The sequence below is a fragment of the Micromonospora haikouensis genome, from assembly GCF_000876225.1.
GTDB classification, from domain to species: domain Bacteria; phylum Actinomycetota; class Actinomycetes; order Mycobacteriales; family Micromonosporaceae; genus Micromonospora; species Micromonospora haikouensis.
Window position 1 is genome coordinate 2,225,453 of record NZ_JXSX01000001.1, and the last position, 20,290, is coordinate 2,245,742.

Below are 20,290 nucleotides of genomic sequence, written 5' to 3' on the forward strand. Positions count from 1 at the left end.
GTGGGGGTCAGGCGGTGGCGGGGCCGAACCAGGTGGGTAGGTGGTCGTGCAGGTCCTGCTGGTCGTCGCCGACCCACGCCACGTGGCCGTCGGGCCGCAGCAGCACGGCGGGCACGTCCAGTTCCTCGCTGCCGTCGGCGACGTGGTCGACCCGGTCGGCCCAGCCCGCCACCGAGAGCTCGCCGGTCCGGTCGAGCAGCAGCCCCCGGCCGCCGCGCGTCAGCTCGTAGAGGCGTCCGCGCCCCAGCCGGACGTCGCGCAGCCGCCGGCCGAGCAGTTCGTGGCCCGGGCCGAAGTCGTACCGGATGCTGATGGCGATGATCTTCTCGGTCAGGTGCCGGCTCACGTCCTCGAAGTCCATCAGCTCCGAAAGCAGCCGGCGCACGGCCTGGGCCCCCGGCTCGGTGGACATCAGCTCCATCTGCGCGCGGGTGTTGTCCAGCACGTCGGCGGCGACGGGACGCCGTTCGGTCTCGTAACTGTCCAGCAGCCCAGGCGGCGCCCAGCCGTCGACCTGGGCGGCGAGCTTCCAGCCGAGGTTGAACGCGTCCTGGATGCCGAGGTTGAGCCCCTGCCCGCCGGTCGGCGGGTGGACGTGCGCCGCGTCGCCGGCCAGCAGCACCCGGCCGACCCGGTAGCGCTCGGCCAGCCGCGTGGAGTCGCCGAAGCGGGACAGCCAGCGCGGCGAGTGCGCGCCGAAGTCGGTGCCGCCGTACGCCCGCAGTTGTCGCTTGACCTCGTCGAGGGTCGGCGGGATCCGGCGGTCCTCGGCCACCCCCTCGGCGGGCACGACGACGCGGTACACGCCGTCGCCCAGGGGCATCGCGCCGAAGCGCAGCTGGGTCTTACGGACCTCGGCGCTCACGGCGGCGAGGGTCTCGGGTGACGCGGTCAACCGCATCTCGCCCAGCAGCGTGTCGACCCTGCTGGACTCGCCGGGGAAGCCGATGCCGAGCAGCTTGCGCACGGTGCTGCGGCCGCCGTCGCAGCCGACGAGGTAGCGGGAGCGCAGCCGGGTGCCGTCGGTCAGTTCGGCGGTGACGCCGTGGTCGTCCTGGCTGAGCCCGACCAGTTCGCCGCCGCGTCGGATCTCGACGCCGAGTTCGACGGCGTGCTCGGCCAGCAGCCGGTCGGTGGTGGTCTGCGGGATGCCGAGCACGTACGCGTGCGCGCTGTCCAGCCCGGTCGGCGGCGGCTTGGGGATGGCGGCGAAGAAGCCGCCGAGCGGGTACTGCTGGCCGAGCGCGAGGAAGCGCTCCAGCAGGCCGCGCTGGTCCATGATCTCGATGCTGCGCGCGTGCAGCCCGAGCGCGCGCACGACCGGGGTCGGCTCCGCCTCCTTCTCCAGCAGCAGCGTGTGTACGCCGTGCAGCCGCAGCTCGCCGGCCAGCATCAGGCCGGTCGGTCCGCCCCCGACCACGATCACGTCGAACATGAATGTCCCCCATACCTAGACGAGCCCGTCCAAGCTGCGCTGATCACCGATATGCGCCGCTACGGGGCCCGGCGGACGATTCTGCGGCATCGCCCGGGTCTTGCCGCAAGGCCCGGGGTGCGGTATATGTTGAGAGTGGCAGGGAGTCGTCGACTCCTTGCCTTTCGTCTTTTCCGGCCCTGTTGCCGGCTTCTGTCCCAGGTGCTGCGGCAGCGGCGATCGCCGGGCTGCGGCGCGACGTCCCCGTGCTCCGACGGCGACCTTCGCCGGGCTGCGGCGCGACGTCGCCGGACCTGCGGCGGCGACGTTCGCCGGGCCTGTGGGCGTGGTGACCACCGGACCTGCGGTGCGGCCCGCGTAGCCGGCCCGTGTTGACCGCAGACGTCATACGTATTACTTTAACGTTAATCGATGGATGGGCGGCGTCTCCGGCCGCGTACCCGACGCCTGCCCGCCGGAGGGCCGATCCACCACGCACCCGATCCCAGAAGGAGTCGCCCATGTGGAGACATCGACTCGTCGTCGGTGCCGTCGCGGGCGCGGCGGCGCTCGTCCTCGCGGCGGGCGGCGCGGCGATCGCCGCCGGAGTCGGCCCGGTCGCGTACGCCAATGACGTCGGCACCCTCGCGACAACCGCCGGATGTGGCCAGGCGCCCACGCTGACCAGCGGTACCCGCACGATCTCCAGCGGCGGCCAGAACCGCTCGTTCATCCTGCGGATCCCTGACAACTACGACCGCAACCACCCCTACCGGCTGATCTTCGCGTTCCACTGGAACGGCGGCACCGCCAACGACGTCGACTCGGGCGGCACCAGCGGATACCCGTGGTCCTACTACGGGATCCGGGCGCTGTCGAACAACTCGGCGATCTTCGTCGCGCCCCAGGGCATCGGTAACGGCTGGGCCAACAGCGGCGGCCGGGACCTGACGTTCGTCGACGACATGATGCGGCAGATCGAGGCGGGTCTCTGCGTCGACACCACGCAGCGCTTCGCCATGGGCTTCAGCTACGGCGGCGGCATGACCTATGCCATCGCCTGCGCGCGGGCGACGCTCTTCCGCGCGGTCGCCGTCTACGCCGGCGCGGAGCTCAGCGGATGCAGCGGCGGCACCCAGCCCATCGCGTACATCGGCATCCACGGGCTCCGGGACGGCACCATCCCCATCTCCACCGGCCGGTCGCTGCGCGACAGGTTCGTCAGGAACAACGGCTGCACGGCGCAGAACCCGCCCGAGCCGGCGCAGGGCAGCCTCACGCACACCCTCACCTACTACTCGGGATGCCGCGCCGGCTACCCGGTGGCGTGGGCCCCGTTCGACGGCCCGCACGCCCCCAACGCCGTCGACGGCTCCGCCGACCCGTACGCGCCGGGCGAGAAGTCCTGGACCCGGCCGGTGGTGTGGAGCTTCTTCACCCAGTTCGACGGCACCACCCCGCCGACGTCCTCGCCGACCCCGACCCCGACCAGCAGCCCCGCGCAGGGCAAGCAGGTCGTCGGCGGCCAGTCCGGGCGCTGCGTCGACGTGCCGAACGGCAGCACCACCAACGGCACCCAGACCCAGCTGTGGGACTGCACCGGCGCCGCCGCCCAGAGCTGGACCTACACCGCGGGCAGGCAACTCCAGGTGTACGGCACCAAGTGCCTCGACGCCAGCGGCGCCGGCACCAGCAACGGCACCCAGGTGATCATCTGGGACTGCCACGGCGGCACCAACCAGCAGTGGAACGTCAACGCCAACGGCACCCTCACCAACGCCCAGTCCGGGCTCTGCCTGGACGCCAACGCCGCGGGCACCGCCAACGGCACCAGGCTCATCCTCTGGTCGTGCAACGGGCAGCAGAACCAGCAGTGGAGCCTGCGCTGACCCGCGACCGATCCTGACCGGTGGCCCTCGGGCGACCAGCGATGCCGGCCCGGCGTCTCGATCCGCCGGGCCGGCATCGTCCGTTGTGGCCGCTCAGCCACTCAGCCAGCCGATCGGCCGGTTGATCGGGTGGTCGGTCAGCGGTCTCAGCCGCGCAGGCGCAGGCCGCGCGGGGTGGCCCGGAAACCGGCGGCGGTCAGCGCGTCGCGCAGCGGGGACGCCGACACGGCCTCCCCGTCGGCCCGCTCCACCGAGATCGCGCCGAGCGCGCCCGTACGCACCGCGTCGGCGAGCGCCCTGCCGGCCGCCGCGAGGGCGTCGGGGGCGTCGGCGAAGGAGAGGATCGTCCGGCCGCCCCGCTCGACGTAGAGCACCAGGTCGCCGCCGACCAGCACGACCAGCGCGCCCGCCTTGCGGCCCGCCCGATGCCCGCTCGCCGGGGCGGCCCCGTCGCCGGAGTCGATCGCCCGCTCGGGCCAGGGCAGCGCCGCACCGTACGGGTTGGCCGGGTCGGTGGCGGCGAGGACGAGCGCCCCGCCCCGGCCCCCGCCACGCCCCCCGGCCTCCTGACCCCCGCCGCCGCGGCTCGCGGTCGGGTCGGCGAGGGCGCGGATCCGGTCGACCGCCCCGGGCACCGCGAACTGGGCCGCGCCCAGCCCCTCCACGAAGTAGCCCCGCCGGGCCGCCCCGCGCTCCTCCAGCGCCGACAGCACCGGGTAGACGGCCGCGAAGCCACCCGTCACCTGCTCGGCGACGACCGCCCCCCGGGTGACGACGCCGTGCCGCTCCAGCAGCACGTCGGCGAGCGCGGCGGCCCGCCGGGTCGGGTCGAGGTCGCGCTCCGGCAGCCGGGACCAGCGGCCCGCCACGGTGGGCGGGCCGCTGCGGCTGGGCAGCGCCACCCGGCCGGGCCGGCGCAACCGGGTGCGCGGCGCGGCCGGCCGGGACCGGTGCGCCCCGCCGCCGCCGAGCGCCGCCCGCAGCGGGGCGAGGGTGTCGTTGGTGAGGTGCCCCGCCCACACCAGGTCCCAGATCGCGGCGGTCAGCGCCGCGTCGTCGGTGCAGCCCACCCGGTCGGACAGCGACCGGAAGAACAGCGCCTGCCCGTCGCCGAGCGCGTCGAGCACGGCGTCGTGCAGCGGGGTACGCGCCAGCGCGTCGTCCGGCGGCGGGAGCAGCAGCGGCGCGGCGTCGGCGTACGCGAGGGTGACCCAGCCGTCGCCGCCGGAGATCGCCCCGGACCCGGCCCACAGCACCTCGCCACCGGCGCACAGCTCGTCGAGCTGGGCGGGGGAGTAGTCGGCGACCCGGCCGGGCAGCACGAGGCGTTCCAGGGCGGACGCCGGCACGGCCGCGCCCTGCAACTGCTCGACGGCGGCGGCGACGGCGTCCACCCCCCGTGCCGACGAGCCGACCTGCTGCCAGTGGGGCAGGAACGCGGCCAGTGCCCTCGGCGGCACCGGCTCGATCTCCCGGCGCAGCGCCGCGAGGGAGCGGCGGCGCAGCAGCCGCAGCACCTCGGCGTCGCACCACTGGGTGCCCACGGTGTCGGGAGCGAACTCGCCGGAGACGACCCGCCCGGCGGCGGCGAGGCGGCGCAGCTCCTGCTCGACGACGGCCACGCCGAGCCCGAACCGGGCGGCGCAGGTGGCGGCGGCGAACGGGCCGTGGGTGCGGGCGTACCGGGCGACCAGGTCGCCGAGCGGGTCGGCCGCCGGGGCGAGGTGTGCCTCGGCCACCCCGACCGGCAGGGCCACGCCGAGGGCGTCGCGCAGCCGGGCGGCGTCCTCGACGACGACCCAGCGCTCCTCGCCGGCGACGCGCACGCGCAGCACCCGGCGGGCCGCGGCCAGGGCGGTGAGCCAGTCGACGGGCACGCCCCGCTCGGCCAGCTCCGCCTCCGACAGGTCGCCGACGGTGCGCAGCAGCTCGACGGCGTCCTCCGCGTCGCGGGGCCGGCGCTGTTCGGTCAGCCAGCGCAGCTGCCGGTCGGTCTCGGCGAGCACCGCCGGGTCGAGCAGCTCCCGCAGGTCGACCCGGCCGAGCAGCTCGCCGAGCAGCGCCGAGTCCAGCGCCAGGGCGGCGGCCCGCCGCTCGGCGAGGGGCGCGTCGCCCTCGTAGAGGAACGCCCCGACGTAGCCGAACAGCAGCGAGCGGGCGAACGGCGACGGCCGCTCGGTCTCGACCTCGACCAGGCGCACCTTGCGGGTGGCCAGGTCGCGCATCAGCCCGGCGAGGGCCGGCTGGTCGAAGACGTCCTGGAGGCACTCCCGGGCAGCCTCCAGGGTGACCGGGAAGTCGGCGTACTCGCGGGCGACGTCGAGCAGCTGGGCGGCCCGCTGGCGCTGCTGCCACAGCGGCTGACGGCGGCGCGGGTCGCGGCGGGGCAGCAGCAGCGACCGGGCCGCGCACTCCCGGAACCGGGACGCGAACAGCGCCGACGTGCCCACCGACTCCTCGACGAGCTGGGCGATCTCGTCGGGCTCGAAGAGCACCACGTCGGCGCCGGGCGGGGAGTCGGCGGTGTCGGGCAGCCGCACCACGATCCCGTCGTCGGACGGCATGACCTGGGCGTCCACGCCGTACCGCTCGGCGAGCCGGCGGCCGATGGCCAGCGCCCACGGGCCGTTGACGCGGGCGCCGAGCACGCTGTGCACGGCGAGCCGCCAGTCGCCCAGCTCGTCGCGGAACCGCTCGACCAGCACCGTGCGGTCGTCGGGCAGGGACCGCGTCGCGGCCTGCTGCTCCCGCAGGTAGGCCAGCAGGTTGCCGGCGGCCCAGTCGTCGAGCCCGCCGGCGCGCAGCGCGGCCACCGCCGCCTCGTCGCCCTGGCGCAGCAGGGTCCGCACCCGGGCGCCGATGGCCCGGCCCAGCTCCACCGGGCGGCCGAGCTGGTCGCCCTTCCAGAACGGCATCCGGGCGGCCTGGCCCGGGGCGGGGGAGACCAGCACCCGGTCGGGGGTGATGTCCTCGATCCGCCAGGACGACGAGCCGAGCAGGAACACGTCGCCGACCCGCGACTCGTAGACCATCTCCTCGTCCAGCTCGCCGACCCGGGCGGCCCGCTCCGCCCCGGCGAGGAAGACGCCGAACAGGCCCCGGTCGGGGATGGTGCCGCCGCTGGTGACGGCGAGCCGCTGCGCGCCGGGCCGGCCGGTGAGCACGTCGGCGGCGCGGTCCCAGACCAGCCGGGGCCGCAGCTCCGCGAACGCGGTCGACGGGTAACGCCCGGAGAGCATGTCCAGCACGGCGTGCAGCGCGGAGTCGGGCAGCTCGGCGAACGGCGCGGCCCGGCGGACGACGACGGCCAGGTCGCCGACCCGCCACGGTTCGAGGGCCACCATCGCGACGATCTGCTGGGCCAGCACGTCAAGAGGGTTGCGCGGGTGGTGCAGCTCCTCGATCGCTCCGGCGGCCATCCGCTCGGCGACGACGGTGCAGGAGAGCAGGTCGCCCCGGTGCTTGGGGAAGACCACGCCCCGGGAGACCGCGCCGACCTGGTGCCCGGCCCGGCCGACGCGTTGCAGGCCGGCGGCGACGCTGGGCGGGGCGGCGATCTGCACCACCAGGTCGACGGTGCCCATGTCGATGCCCAGCTCCAGGCTGGACGTGGCCACCACGGCGGGGAGCTGGCCGGACTTGAGGGCCTCCTCGATGTGCTTGCGCTCCTCCCGCGAGACGCTGCCGTGGTGGGCGCGGGCGACCACCGGGGTGGCCCCGGCCGCCGCGCCCGCCTGGGCCATCACCTCGGCCGGCGGCCGGGCGGGCGGGCCGCCCGGGGACCCGGGGCCCGGCCCTGCGGCGGTCGGCCACGGGCCGGCCTGCCCCGGGCCGGCCGACCCGGCGTCGGCCTGCACCGTGCCGGCCAGCTCCTCGGCGGCCAGCTCGTTGAGCCGGGCGCAGAGCCGCTCGGCGCTGCGCCGCGAGTTGGTGAAGACGATGGTCGACCGGTGCGCCCGGACCAGCGCGTAGACCCGTTCCTCGACGGCGGGCCAGATGGACGCCCGGCGCGGGCCGGGGCCGCCCAGGTCGTCGGGCGGCGGCTCCTGCTCGTCGAGGCGGGTCATGTCCTCCACCGGCACCTCGACGCTGACCTCGATGGTCTTGGCGCTGGGCGGCTGCACCACGTCGACCGGGCGGGCCCCGCCGAGGAACCGGGCGCACGCGTCGATCGGCCGGACCGTGGCGGACAGGCCGATGCGCTGGGCGGGGGCGGGCAGCAACTCGTCGAGGCGTTCCAGGGAGAGCGCCAGGTGCGCGCCGCGCTTCGTCCCGGCGACCGCGTGCACCTCGTCGACGATGACCGTCTCGACCCCGCGAAGCGAATCCCGCGCCGCGGAGGTGAGCAGCAGGAACAGCGACTCGGGGGTGGTGATGAGGACGTCCGGCGGGGTGCGGGCGAAGGCCCGCCGCTCGTCGGCGGGGGTGTCGCCGGTGCGCATCCCGACGGTGATCTCCGGCGGGGCGACGCCGAGCCGGGTGGCGGCCTGCCGGATGCCGGCCAGGGGCGCCCGCAGGTTGCGCTCCACGTCGACGGCGAGTGCCTTGAGCGGGCTGACGTAGAGCACCCGGCAGCGCTGGCGGGGCTCGGCCGGCGGCGGCGAGGCGGCCAGCCGGTCCAGTGACCAGAGGAACGCCGCGAGGGTCTTGCCGGAGCCGGTGGGCGCGACCACCAGGGCGTTGCGGCGGGCCGCCACCGACCGCCAGGCCCCGATCTGGGCGGGGGTGGGCGTGGCGAAGGCCGCCGAGAACCACTCCCGGGTCGCCGGGCCGAATCCCGCCAGCACCCGGGCCGCCTCCGCCGCGCCGAAACCGGCCGTCACCTCCGCCACGCCCTCCATCCTGCCCCGGGGGTGGGACATCCGCCTGGGCCGGACCGGTGCCGGCGGTCGACGCGCGCGAAGTGCCGCAAGGCCGGTTTGTGGATGGAATGGGGCATTATTCCGTTAAGTCTTACTTAACTGCTTGCTTCTGCGTCGACACCTAAAGTAACTTCGCGGAAGTGAGACGTGGAGGAGTGCGCATGGTCGTCGAGGAGCGGGTTGCCGGTGCGGGCACCGACGTGCTCATCCGGAAGGTCGACAGCCATCTTGCCGCACTCCGCGCCGGCCTGCACGGCCCCGAGTTGGAGCTCGCCGAGCGGCTCGCGGCCTGCCTGCGCGAGCTGGTCCGGCAGACCGCCCAGTCCAGCGCGGCCGACCGGGGGCAGGTCCGCGCCGCCGTCCACTTCTTCGTCCTGCGCCGGGAGAGCCGGGGGCGGCTGCTCTCCGTGCGTTCGCTCGCCGCCGCCCAGCGCGTGGTCAACAAGGTCGTCGTCCAGCTCGACCGCCCCGACCTGCTCGTCGAGACCCGCCGCGACCTGCTGGTCTGACGCCGTCACTCCCGCCAGCCGGCCAGCTCCACCCCCTTGGCCAGCTCGACCCGGAAGCCCATGGTGATCTCGCCGCTGTCGCCCGGTTCGAGCCGCAGCCGCCAGGTCAGCTCGCCCAGCTCGGTGCGCTCGGCCGGCGCCGGTGCGATCGTGGCCTCCCGCACGACCACCGCCTCGTCGCGGGACACCGGCAACTGGTCGCGCACCTCCACGGTTGCCGGCCGGGGCGTGTGGTTGGCAACGGTGATCCGATACTCCACGTCCCGGCGTCGGGTCGAGCCGAGCGTGGCCCGGGTGTCGGCGCGCCGGCCCAGCTTCCGCTCCACCCGCACCCGGTCGTCCACGCCAAGCGCCAGCTCCGTCTCCTCGCCGGGCGCCCACGTCGGCAGCCGGGTGGCCGCGACGAAGTCCGCGCCGTGGAAGACCGCCGCCGGGCCGGGCAGCAGCGTGTGCGCCGAGGTGTTGCGCACCGTCGCCCGCAGGTGCGCCTCGGCCGCGCGCACCGGCACGGTCACGTGGTCCAGCCGCGCCGGCAGCTCCAGCACGGCGATCGTCGCCCGGTACGCGCTGCCGTCCGCCGGCACCGCCACCGGCCGCGACGGCCGGTAGGTGGCCGCGCTGACCCCCTGCTCGACCGTTGCCACGCTCTCGTGCACCTTGGGGCGCGGCGCGCCCGCGCGGGCCGCCCCGCCCGCCGCGGCGACCTCGAACGCGGGCCCGCCGGGCGGGGCGGGCGCCGGCACCGCACCGAAGCTCGCCGCCGGCATGGCCGGCCGCGGCAGCGGCCGGACCCGGTCGAGATACCACGGCGACAGCTCGGGTACGCCGGCCGCCGCCGCCGGCCGGGCCGTCGAGAGCTGGAGTACGCACTCCGGCCAGTCCTCGCCGGTGTCCTGACTGACCAGGCCGAACCAGGTGACGGTCACCGTGTCGTCGACCAGCCGCAGGTCGTAGGAGGGCTGCCAGCGGGCCCCGTCGACCAGGTAGGTCAGCTCCAGGTCCAGCTCGGCGTCGTCGACGTCCACCGCCACGGTCACCTCGGCGGCCAGCCGGTCCGGCTCCCGCTTGCCGTGCGCCGCCTCCAGTTGCCGCCGCACCGCCGCCAGGTCCTCGGTCAGCTCCGTCCGCCGCCGGGCCAGCTCCCGCCGCCGCCCGTGGGAGTCGGCGAGCTGCCCGGCCACCGAGTCGGCGAAGGCCGCCACGTCGGCCGGCTCGGCGTCGCCGGCGGCGAGCGCGCGGGCGTACGTGCCGCCGGCCCGCTCGGCCAGCCCGGAGAGGAACTGCCCCCGCTGCTCCTCGACCGCGTACGCGTCGTCGACCCCGGCCAGCTCGTCGGCCAGCTCCCGGCTGCGCTCCTCCAGCTCGCGGACCTGCCCGTCGGCGCTGCGCGCCTGCCGCCACGTGGTCACGTCCACGCCGAGCACGGTCGCCGCGCCCCGGCCGCCGACCCGCAGCGAGTCCCGGTGCAGTCCCAGCGGCAACGGGGCGATCCGTACCCGGTGCTCGCCGGCGGTCAACCGGGCGCTGCCCCGACGGGTGACCCGGGCCCGGTCCGGATAGACGGTGACGCCGACGACGGGTGCTTCGATCTCCACTGCGTTCACGGCGGCGAGGATAGCCGGGCGATGCTCGTGGCCCCGGTGGGCCGGCACGGGGTCTCCGCCCACACCCGCCCCGAGAAAATTCCGGCAAAACCGCCCATCGGGCCGGAAACTGGCGTCTGATCGCTGATAGGCGTCTCCCTCGGGCGCGCTGCTGCCACCTCGACCGGGAGCGCGGGTGCTCGTACTGCTGATCCTCCACCTGGTGGCGGCGCTCGTCGCGCCGCTGCTGGTCCGGTGGTGGGGCCCGCGCGCCTGCTACCCCCTCGCGCTCGCGCCGGCCGCCGCGTTCGGCTGGGCCGTGGCCCGCGCGCCGGCCGTGCGCGACGGAGGGGCGGTCGTCGAGGCGTACCCCTGGGTGCCGCAACTGCGGCTGGACCTGGCGCTGCGGCTGACCACCCTGTCCTGGCTGATGACCCTGCTCGTCGGCGGCGTCGGCGCGCTCGTGCTGGTCTACTGCGCGCGCTACTTCGCCGCCGGGTCGGCCGGGCTGGCCCGGTTCGCGGCCGTGCTGGTCGCCTTCGCCGGCGCGATGCTCGGCCTGGTCCTCGCCGACGACCTGCTGCTGCTCTACGTCTTCTGGGAGCTGACCACGATCTTCTCCTACCTGCTGATCGGGCACAGCACCACGCGGCGGGCCAGCCGGTGGGCGGCGGCGCAGGCGCTCACCGTGACCACGTTCGGCGGGCTGGCGATGCTCGTCGGGTTCCTGATGCTCGGCCGGCACACCGGCGGGTACCGCTGGTCGGAACTCGCCGGGGGCGGGCTGCCGGCCGGCGGCTACCTGGTCACCGCCGTGCTGCTGGTGCTGACCGGGGCGCTGGCCAAGTCGGCGGTCCTGCCGTTCAGCGGCTGGCTGCCGCAGGCGATGGCCGCGCCGACGCCGGTCAGCGCGTACCTGCACGCGGCGGCGATGGTGAAGGCCGGCGTCTACCTGCTCGGCCTGCTCGCCCCCGTGCTGGCCACCGCCGGCCCGTGGCGGCCCGTGACGGTCACCGCCGGCCTGCTCACCATGCTGGTCGGCGGGTGGGCCGCGCTGCGCCAGTGCGACCTGAAGCTGCTGCTGGCGTACGGCACCGTCAGCCAGCTCGGCCTGCTCACCGTGGCGCTCGGCGCGGGCACCCCGTCCGCCGCCCTCGCGGGCACGGCGATGCTGTTCGCGCACGCCCTGTTCAAGGCGGCCCTGTTCCTCGTCGTCGGCGCGATCGACCACAGCGCCGGCACCCGCGACCTGCGGGAACTGTCGGGGCTCGGGCGGCGGGCCCCGCTGCTGGCCGCCGTCGGGACGCTGGCCGCCGCCTCGATGGCCGGGCTGCCCCCGCTGGTCGGCTTCGTCGCCAAGGAGGCCGTCCTCGCCGCGTTCACCGACCAGCCGGTGGTCCTCGCCGGGCTCGTCGCCGGCACGGTGCTCACCGTCGCCTACACGGCCCGCTTCGTCTGGGGGGCGTTCGGCACGCGCCCGCACGCCGACCGGACCGAGCCGCAACCCGTACCCGCCGCCATGCTCGGGCCGCCCGCCCTGCTGGCCGTCGCCGGGCTGGCCGCCGGGGTGCTCGCCGGCCCGGCGGGCGCGCTGCTGCGCCCGTACGCCGAACTCTTCGGCCCGGTGCCCGAGCACCTCGCGCTCTGGCACGGGCCGACCCTGGCGCTCGGCCTGTCCGCCCTGGCCCTCGCCGGCGGCGCGGCCCTGTTTGCGCTGCGCGGCCCGCTCGCCCCCGTGCTGGCCCGGGTGCGCGCGCCGGTGGGCGGCGCCCAGGGGTACGAGTGGCTGACCCACCGCTTCGACCGGCTCGCCATCGAGGTCACCAGCGCCACCCAGCGCGGCTCCCTGCCGCTGTACCTCGGCACGATCCTGCTGGTCCTCGTCGTCGTGCCCGGCGGGGCGATGCTCGCCGCCGGCCCGTGGCGGCAGGGGGTCCCGCTGTGGGACACCCCGCTGCAACCGGTCGTCGGCGTGGTTTCGGCGGTGGCCGCGCTGCTCGCCGTCGGCGCCCGTCGCCGGCTCACCGCCATGCTGCTGGTCGGGGTCACCGGCTACGGCACCGCGATGATGTTCGTCCTGCACGGCGCGCCCGACCTGGCGCTCACCCAGTTCCTGGTGGAGACGGCGACCATCGCGGTCTTCGTGCTGGTGCTGCGCCGGCTGCCCGAACGGTTCTCCGCCCGCCCGCTGCGCCGCAGCCGGTGGGCGCGGCGCGCCGTCGGGGCCGCCGTCGGGGTCGTCCTCGCCGGGCTCTGCCTGGTCGCGGTCGGCGCCCGCACCGCGCCGCCGGTCTCGCTGGCGTTCCCCGGCCTCGCCGTCAGCGAGGGGCACGGCCGCAACGTGGTCAACGTGACCCTGGTCGACATCCGGGCCTGGGACACCATGGGCGAGATCTCGGTGCTCGTGGTGACCGCGACCGGGGTGGCCAGCCTCATCTTCCAGCGCTCCCGCACCGGCCCCCGCCCGCGCCGCCCCCGCCGCCCCGAGCGATCCGCCCAGCGGGGACCGCAGCGGCCGGTGTGGCTGCGCGGCGGCCCCACCCTCGCCGAGCGCCGCCGGTCCATCGTCTTCGAGGTGGTCACCCGGCTGCTCTTCCACACCATCGTGCTGTTCTCCCTGTTCCTGCTCTTCTCCGGCCACAACGCCCCCGGCGGCGGCTTCTCCGGCGGCCTGGTCGCCGGCCTCGCCCTGGCCGTGCGCTACCTCGCCGGCGGCCGGTACGAGCTGGCCGAGGCGGCCCCCGTCGGCGCCGGCACGGTCCTCGGGGCCGGCCTGGCGGTGTCCGTCGGCACCGGCGCGTTCGCCCTCCTCGCCGGCGGATCCGTGCTCCAGAGCGCGAAGCTCGACCTGTGGCTGCCCGGCGTCGGCGACTTCTACGTCGTCACGTCGCTCTTCTTCGACATCGGGGTGTACCTGATCGTGGTCGGCCTGGTGCTGGACATCCTGCGCAGCCTCGGCGCCGAGGTCGACCGGCACATCGAGGCGGCCGGCAAGACCGAACGCGGGCTGATCGTCGACCCGCAGGGGCGGCGACCGTGAACGGCAGCGGAGCGACGCTGGTGCTGGTCGTCGTCGTCGGGGTGCTCGCCGGCACCGGCGTCACGCTGCTGCTGGAGCGCAGCCTGACGAGGATCCTGCTCGGCGTCGTCCTGCTCGGCAACGGGGTCAACCTGCTGATCCTGCTCGGCGGCCGGTCCGGGGACGCGCCCGTCGTCGGCACCGCACCGGTCGACCGGATGAGCGACGCGCTGCCGCAGGCGATGGTCCTCACCGCCATCGTGATCACCTTCGGGCTCACCGCGTTCCTGCTGGCCGTCGCGTACCGCAGCTGGTATCTCACCGGCAACGACGAGGTGCAGGACGACCTGGAGGACCGCCAGGTCGCCGAGATGGCCGCCCGCAACGAGCTGCCCGCGCGCGACCTCGGCGGCGAGGGCCCCGACGGCGACCCGGAACAGGTCGACCCGGAGCCGCACCTGCGCCGGCAGCACCGGGGGGAGACGCCGTGACGGGGTACGGGCCGCTCGTGCCGCTGCCGGTGGTGGTGCCGCTGCTGGGCGCCGCCCTCACCCTGCTGCTGGCCAACCGGCCCCGGCTCCAGCGCGCCGTCAGCGTGGCGGTGCTGGCCGCCACCCTGGTGGTCGCGGTGGTGCTGCTCGTCGAGGCGTACCGGCACGGGCCGGTCGTGGTGAGCATCGGCGGCTGGCCCCCGTCGGTGGGGATCGTGCTGGTCGCCGACCAGCTCGCCGCGCTGATGCTGGTGGTCTCCTCCGCCGTGACGCTGTGCGTGCTGCTCTACTCGATCGGGCAGGGCCGGGGGGACATCGGCGAGTCCGCCCCCGTCACCATCTACCACCCCACCTACCTGGTGCTCACCGCCGGCGTCACCAACGCCTTCCTCGCCGGTGACCTGTTCAACCTCTTCGTCGGCTTCGAGATCCTGCTGGCGGCGAGCTTCGTGCTGATCACGCTCGGCGGCACCGAGGGCCGGATCCGGACCGGGTCGACGTACGTGGTGGTCAGCATCCTGTCCTCGATGATCTTCCTGGCCGGGGTGGGCCTCGTCTACGCCGCCACCGGCACCCTCAACATGGCCCAGCTCGCCGGGCGGCTCGACGCGCTGCCCGACGACGTACGGCTCGCCCTGCAGCTCACCCTGCTGCTCGCGTTCGGGATCAAGGCGGCCGTGTTCCCGCTGTCGGCCTGGCTGCCGGACAGCTATCCGACCGCGCCCGCCCCCGTCACCGCGGTCTTCGCGGGCCTGCTCACCAAGGTCGGCGTGTACGCGGTCATCCGCACCGAGACCCTCCTGTTTCCCGGCGGCGACGTCGCCGGGCTGCTGATGGTGGTGGCCGCGCTGACCATGGTGGTCGGCATCCTCGGCGCGGTCGCCCAGTCGGACATGAAGCGGCTCTTCTCGTTCACCCTGGTCAGCCACATCGGTTACATGATCTTCGGGGTGGCGCTGAGCAGCGTCGCCGGCCTGTCCGGGGCGATCTTCTACGTGGTCCACCACATCACCATCCAGACCACCCTGTTCCTGGTCGCCGGGCTGGTCGAGGCGCGCGCCGGCAGCACCGACCTGCGCCGGCTCGGCGGCCTGGCCCGGGTGGCCCCGCTGCTCGGGGTCCTCTTCTTCGTGCCGGCGATGAACCTCGCCGGGATTCCGCCGCTGTCCGGGTTCCTCGGCAAGCTGGGCCTGCTCCAGGCGGGGGTCGGCACCGGCGGCGTGCTGCCCTGGGTGCTGGTGGCCGCCGGCACCGCCACCAGCCTGCTCACCCTCTACGTCGCGTCCCGGGTGTGGAACATCGCGTTCTGGCGGGCACCCCAGCTGGTCGCCACCGACCCGCCGACCCGACTGCCCACCCTGATGGTCGGTGCCACCACGGCGCTGGTCGCGCTGGGCCTGGTGCTCACCGTGGCCGCCGGCCCGCTGTTCGGGGTGACCACCGACGCGGCGATCGACCTGCGCGCCCGCACCCCGTACGTGCGCGCAGTCCTCCCCGGCGGCGCGCCGTGACCGGGCGGGCCGGCCGTCCCGGCGGTCCCGGTCGGGGTGCGTGGTGACCGGGCGGGCCGCCGGGGACCGGCGTCGGGGGCCGGTCGTCGACCCCGACGCCCCGGTGACCCGGGTGCGCGCCCGGCTCGGCCGCTGGCGGGACCGGCTGCTGACACTGGCGTGGATGGTGCTGATCTGGTGCCTGCTCTGGGGGCGGTTCTCCTGGGGCAACCTGCTCGGCGGGCTGCTCGTCGGCGGGGCGGTGCTGTCCTTCTTCCCCTTGCCGCCGGTCACCTTCGGTGGCCGGCTGCGCCTGCGGGCGCTGCTGGAACTGGCCGGCCGGTTCGTCACCGAGCTGGTCAGCGCGAGCATCCACGTGGCGCGGATCGCGGTGCAGCCGGGCTACCGGCCCCGCGGCGCGATCATCGGGGTACGGCTGCGCGTGCGCACCGACCTGAACCTGGCGCTCACGGCGGAGGCGATCTCGCTGGTCCCCGGCACCCTGATCGTCGAGGTGGACCGGGAACGGGGCGTGCTCTACGTGCACGTGCTCGACGTACGCGGACCGGAGGACCTGACCGGCAGCCGCGACCGGATCCTCGCCACCGAGGCCCGGATCGTCCGCGCGATCGGCTCGGCCGCCGAACTCCGCCTCCTCGCCGCCCCCGCCGCTCCCGTTCCTCCCACCGAGAGGGGGGCCGACCGGTGAAGGTCGTCCTCGCCACCGTGCTCACCGTGCTCCTGTCGGTCACCGCGCTGCTGGCGCTGGCCCGGATGTACCGCGGCCCGTCCCTGCTGGACCGCGTGATCGCCGCCGACGTCCTGCTCAACACGATGGCCGGTGCGGTCGGGGCGGAGGCGGCGGTCAACCGGCACGCCACCACCCTGCCCGTGCTCGTGGTGCTCTCCCTGCTCGGCTTCGTCGGCGCGGTGGCCCTGGTCCGCTTCGCCGTCCGGGAGGAGTCGTGAACGTGGGTGTCGTCGCCGCCCCCGGCTGGCCGAGCGGGGGTGTCGTGGCCGACTGGCTGGGCGCCGGCTGCCTGGTCGCCGGAGGGCTGCTCAGCCTCGCCGCCGGGATCGGCGTGCTGCGCTTCCCGGACGTGCTCGACCGGATGCACGCGGCCACCAAGCCTCAGGTGCTCGGCGTGCTGCTGCTGCTCGCCGGGGTGGCGCTGCGGCTGCGTACCCCCGACGACGTCGGCATGATCGTGCTGGTGGCGGTCTTCCAGCTGGCCACCGCTCCGGTGGCGGCCCAGATGGTCGGCCGCGCGGCGTACCGCTCGGGCCGGGTCGACCGCTCCCTCCTCGACGCCGACGAACTCGCCGACGAGGGGCGGGGAAGGGCACCTTGACCGGGGCCCTTCCCCGCACCTTCAGCGGGCGCTCAGCCGACGCCGATAAAATGGGCGGCATGATCGACTCTTCTGCCCAGGAGGGCAGCAGTAGCCAGCCGGGTCGTGCCCGGCATCTTCCCGTCCCGACGACCCCGGGAGCCCTGAGCGACCCGTGTTGATCGTCGTCGGGCTTGCCCTCATCACCGTTCTCACCGCCGCCACCGGCTACTTCGTGGCCCAGGAGTTCGGCTACGTCGCCGTCGACCGGGGCCGCCTCCGGCAGCTCGCCGACGACGGCGACCAGGCCGCCGCCCGGGCCCTGGAGGTCACCGGTCGGCTGTCGTTCATGCTCTCCGGAGCACAGCTCGGCATCACCGTGACCGCGCTGCTGGTCGGCTACGTCGCCGAGCCGTACCTGGGCGCGGGGCTGGCCGAGCTGCTCGGCGTGGCCGGGGTCTCCACGGCCGTCGCCCTGCCGCTGTCGGTCGCGCTGGCGCTGGTCATCGCGACCGTGGTGCAGATGGTCCTCGGGGAGCTGGCCCCGAAGAACCTGGCCATCGCCCGCGCCGAGTCGCTGGCCCGGGCGCTGAGCCGGTCCACCCTGATCTACCTGAAGATCGCCGGGCCGGTGATCACCCTGTTCGACAAGGCCGCCGTGCGGCTGCTGCGCCGGCTCGGCATCGAGCCGATCGAGGAGCTGCCCAGCGGGGCCACCCCGGAGGACCTGGAGCAGATCATCGCCGAGTCCCGCGAGGAGGGGCACCTCGACGCGGAGATGTCCGACCTGCTCGACCGGGGGCTCGACTTCCGGGAGCTGACCGCCGGGGAGGCCATGGTGCCCCGGGTCGACGTGCACACCGTCCGGGCGCACGAGCCGCTGAGCCGGGTGGTGGAGCTGCTCGACACCGGGCACTCCCGGTTCCCCGTACGCGGCGCCGAGGGCGTCGACGACCTGGCCGGCGTCGTCGGCATCGCCGACGTGCTGGCGGTGCCCCCGGCCGAGCGCGCGACGACCCCGGTCAGCGCGGTGGCCGTACCCCCGTTGCTGGTGCCCGAGACGTTGCCGCTGCCGACGGTGCTGGACCGGCTGCGGTCCGGGCACCGGCAGCTCGCCTGCGTGGTCGACGAGTATGGCGGCTTCGCCGGCGTGATCACGCTGGAGGACCTGGCCGAGGAGCTGGTGGGCCCGATCCGCGACGAGGACGACCCGCCGGAGCGGGCGCCGGCCCGGCAGGACGACGGGTCGTGGGTGGTGCCGGCGCGCTGGCGGATCGACGAGGTCGCCGACAGCACCGGCATCGAGCTGCCCGAGGCACCGGAGTACGACACCGTGTCCGGGCTGGTCATGCGGGAGCTGGGCCGGGTGCCCGAGGTGGGCGACCGGCTGGAGATCGTGCTCCCCGTCGACGGCGACGCCGAGACCGAGGCGCGCGCCCTGGTCGAGGTGCTGGCCGTGGACCGGCACGTCGCCGACTCGGTCCGGCTCCGGCTCGCGGGCGGCACCGCCGCCGCCACGGGCCGGGCGGCGGGCAGCCGTCGGGACGGGGAGGCGGCGGCATGAGCCCCGGCATCGCCCTCGTCGTCTCCGTCGTGCTGCTGGCGCTGAACGGGTTCTTCGTGGCCGCCGAGTTCGCGCTGGTGGCCAGCAAGCGGTACCGGCTGGAGCAGGCCGTCGCCACCGGCGGCGGCCGGGGGGCCCGCGCGGCGCTGGACGGCGTACGCGAGCTGTCCCTGATGCTGGCCGGCGCGCAGCTCGGCATCACGCTGTGCACCCTGGGCCTCGGCGCGCTGGCCGAGCCGGCGATCGAGCACCTGCTCAGCCCGCTGCTGCACGCCGTGGGGCTGCCGGCCGCGGCGAGCCACGTCGTGGCGCTGGTCTTCGCCCTGGGCCTGGTCACCTTCCTGCACCTGGTGGTCGGCGAGATGGCCCCGAAGTCGTGGGCGATCACCGACGCGGAGCGGTCGGCTACCCTGCTGGCGCTGCCGTTCCGGGCCTTCGCCCGGGTGGCGCGGCCGGTGCTGTCGGCGCTGAACGCGTTGGCCAACGCGATGCTGCGGCTGGTGCGGGTGCACCCGCAGGACCAGCTCGCCCAGGTGCACGGTCCCGACGAGCTGCGGATCCTGCTGGAGCAGTCCCGCGAGCACGGGCTGCTCGGCGCGGAGCAGCACCGGATGCTCACCAGCATGCTGGAGCTGCAGGGCACCACGGTCGCCCAGGTGATGGAGCCCTTCGACCGGATCGTCACGGTCGGCCGGGAGGACCCGGCCGAGCGGGTCGAGCAGGTCTCCCGCGACAGCGGCCGGTCCCGGCTGGCCGTGCTGGACGCCGGCGGCGAGGTGTGCGGCCTGGTGCACGTGCGGGAGGCCGTGCGGGCCACCACGACGGGCCGGGCGGCGACCGCCGGGGAGCTGATGACCGACGCGTTCACGCTGCCGGCGTCCGCGTCGGTGACGGAGGCCGTGACCGCGATGAAGGGCCGGCGGGCCCAGCTCGCCCTGGTCCGCAACGGCGGCGGCCCGACCCGCCCGATCGGGTTCGTGGCGCTGGAGGACCTGCTGGAGGAGGTCATCGGCGAGTTCGACGACGAGACCGACCCGGTGCCCCGGGGCCGCCGGATGCGCTGACGCTCTCTGCCGCCCGTTGACGCCTGCGGCCGGCCCGGCACCACCGGGCCGGCCCCGGCGTCCGCGCCGGGCGGGCAGGACTGTCCGGCCGCCGGCGGGGAAAGCCGTGCCACCACTGAGGGGGTACGGAGGAAGCGCCGTGCGGCTGACCGGGGTGTCGCCGGAGTCCGGCTGGACCGGGCTGTCGGTGCGGACCACGCTGCCCAACCCGAGCACCCGTCCCGGGCTGCGGCTGCCCGGCCGGGTCACCCTGCGCGCCGGGCCGGACGACGTGCCGGTGCGGCGGCTGCGGCTCGGCCTGGTCAGCCAGGTCGAGCCGGACGACCCGGGCGCGCCGCGGCGGCTCGTCCAGTTCCACCAGGTGACGATCGCGGGCGCGTTCGTGGTGCCGGCCGGGCGGCGGCGGGCGGTCGACTTCGCCGTGCCGCTGCCCTGGGAGACCCCGGTGACGATCTTCGGCGGGGTGCCGCTGATGAGCCTGCGGATGGGGCTGCGCACGGAGGCGTCCCTCGACGTGGACCTGGAGCAGGGCGCGCTGGTGCCGATCTTCGTGCATCCCCTGCCGACCCAGCAGCACGTCCTCGCCGCGCTGGACACGCTCGGCTTCAGCATGCGCCAGGCCGGCCTGGTCGACGGCCGGCTGCCCGGGGTGGAGCAGGCGCTCCCGCTGCACCAGCGGCTCGGCTGGTGGGTGGCCCCGCTGTACGCCGGCCCGATCACCGAGCTGGAGGTGATCTTCGTGGCGAACTCGGCGGGCCTGGAGGTGCTCCTGTGGGCCGACCGCCGGCTCTCCCTCGCCGGCGTCACCCACCAGAGCATCAGCCGGTTCCGGGTCTGGCACGCGGGCGCGGACCGGCTCGACTGGGTCGCGGTGGTCGACGGCTGGCTGCGCCACGCGATCAACCGGCACGCCGCCGCGGCGTCGCACGCCCACTGGTCGGCCCGGATCACCGAGTCGGCGCACGTCAGCCGCCGCCCGGACCAGCCGGTCCGCCCCGGCTACGGCCTCGGCGGCACCGCCGGTGGGGCGGGCATCGGCGGGGGCGGCGGAGGCGGCGACGGCACCTGACGCCC

14 protein-coding genes are annotated in these 20,290 nt (G+C 75.5%); 11 read left to right on the forward strand and 3 right to left on the reverse strand.

The features are described from left to right. Positions 1 to 7: 7 nt before the first annotated feature. Positions 8 to 1,435, reverse strand: a complete 1,428-nt coding sequence (rox, locus tag TK50_RS09785) for a rifampin monooxygenase (RefSeq protein WP_043962454.1) — start codon at positions 1,433 to 1,435, stop codon at positions 8 to 10. A gap of 500 nt (positions 1,436 to 1,935) precedes the next feature. On the opposite strand from rox, the gene TK50_RS09790 reads away from it, so the two are divergent. Next, positions 1,936 to 3,303 carry an RICIN domain-containing protein gene (locus TK50_RS09790; protein WP_043962455.1) on the forward strand — a complete coding sequence of 456 codons (1,368 nt, stop codon included), beginning with the start codon at positions 1,936 to 1,938 and terminating at the stop codon, positions 3,301 to 3,303. Between the two features lie 146 nt (positions 3,304 to 3,449). Here the strand turns inward: TK50_RS09790 and TK50_RS09795 are convergent, their stop codons facing one another. Continuing rightward, positions 3,450 to 8,144: an ATP-dependent helicase gene (locus TK50_RS09795; protein WP_374199617.1), complete on the reverse strand. Its 4,695-nt coding sequence runs from the start codon at positions 8,142 to 8,144 to the stop codon at positions 3,450 to 3,452. A 182-nt stretch (positions 8,145 to 8,326) separates the two neighbouring features. Between TK50_RS09795 and TK50_RS09800 the strand changes: the two genes are divergently transcribed. After that, the gene (locus TK50_RS09800) at positions 8,327 to 8,674 is read left to right on the forward strand and encodes a hypothetical protein (RefSeq protein WP_043962456.1); all 348 of its coding nucleotides are present in this window, start codon (positions 8,327 to 8,329) and stop codon (positions 8,672 to 8,674) included. Between the two features lie 5 nt (positions 8,675 to 8,679). On the opposite strand, the gene TK50_RS09805 is transcribed toward TK50_RS09800, so the two are convergent. Further along, positions 8,680 to 10,278 carry a DUF4139 domain-containing protein gene (locus TK50_RS09805; RefSeq protein ID WP_043962457.1) on the reverse strand — a complete coding sequence of 533 codons (1,599 nt, stop codon included), beginning with the start codon at positions 10,276 to 10,278 and terminating at the stop codon, positions 8,680 to 8,682. A gap of 175 nt (positions 10,279 to 10,453) precedes the next feature. Between TK50_RS09805 and TK50_RS09810 the strand changes: the two genes are divergently transcribed. The 9 genes from TK50_RS09810 (at position 10,454) to TK50_RS09850 (ending at position 20,285) form a co-directional block, all read left to right on the forward strand. After that, complete coding sequence (locus TK50_RS09810) at positions 10,454 to 13,297, forward strand: Na+/H+ antiporter subunit A (protein WP_043962458.1); 2,844 nt, start codon at positions 10,454 to 10,456, stop codon at positions 13,295 to 13,297. Continuing rightward, on the forward strand, positions 13,294 to 13,767 hold the full coding sequence (locus TK50_RS09815; RefSeq protein WP_043962459.1) for a Na(+)/H(+) antiporter subunit C: 474 nt from the start codon (positions 13,294 to 13,296) through the stop codon (positions 13,765 to 13,767). The genes TK50_RS09810 and TK50_RS09815 overlap by 4 nt, the downstream gene beginning before the upstream one ends. Beyond that, complete coding sequence (locus tag TK50_RS09820) at positions 13,764 to 15,278, forward strand: Na+/H+ antiporter subunit D (RefSeq protein WP_043962460.1); 1,515 nt, start codon at positions 13,764 to 13,766, stop codon at positions 15,276 to 15,278. Before TK50_RS09815 ends, TK50_RS09820 begins: the two co-directional genes overlap by 4 nt. A 43-nt stretch (positions 15,279 to 15,321) precedes the next feature. After that, a complete protein-coding gene (locus tag TK50_RS09825; RefSeq protein ID WP_199485992.1) occupies positions 15,322 to 15,966 on the forward strand; it encodes a Na+/H+ antiporter subunit E in 645 nt (214 codons plus the stop codon). Further along, positions 15,963 to 16,226, forward strand: coding sequence for an MrpF/PhaF family protein (locus tag TK50_RS09830; protein WP_043962461.1), 264 nt, complete (start codon positions 15,963 to 15,965; stop codon positions 16,224 to 16,226). Before TK50_RS09825 ends, TK50_RS09830 begins: the two co-directional genes overlap by 4 nt. 44 nt (positions 16,227 to 16,270) lie before the next feature. Next, positions 16,271 to 16,609 (forward strand): monovalent cation/H(+) antiporter subunit G, encoded by a 339-nt coding sequence (gene mnhG / locus TK50_RS09835; RefSeq protein ID WP_043964198.1) that lies wholly within the window; start codon positions 16,271 to 16,273, stop codon positions 16,607 to 16,609. A 154-nt stretch (positions 16,610 to 16,763) separates the two neighbouring features. Beyond that, positions 16,764 to 18,152 (forward strand): hemolysin family protein, encoded by a 1,389-nt coding sequence (locus tag TK50_RS09840; RefSeq protein WP_043962462.1) that lies wholly within the window; start codon positions 16,764 to 16,766, stop codon positions 18,150 to 18,152. After that, complete coding sequence (locus TK50_RS09845; protein WP_043962463.1) at positions 18,149 to 19,216, forward strand: hemolysin family protein; 1,068 nt, start codon at positions 18,149 to 18,151, stop codon at positions 19,214 to 19,216. The genes TK50_RS09840 and TK50_RS09845 overlap by 4 nt, the downstream gene beginning before the upstream one ends. A 139-nt stretch (positions 19,217 to 19,355) precedes the next feature. After that, positions 19,356 to 20,285, forward strand: coding sequence for a sporulation protein (locus TK50_RS09850; RefSeq protein WP_043962464.1), 930 nt, complete (start codon positions 19,356 to 19,358; stop codon positions 20,283 to 20,285). The last annotated feature ends 5 nt before the right edge of the window (positions 20,286 to 20,290 follow it).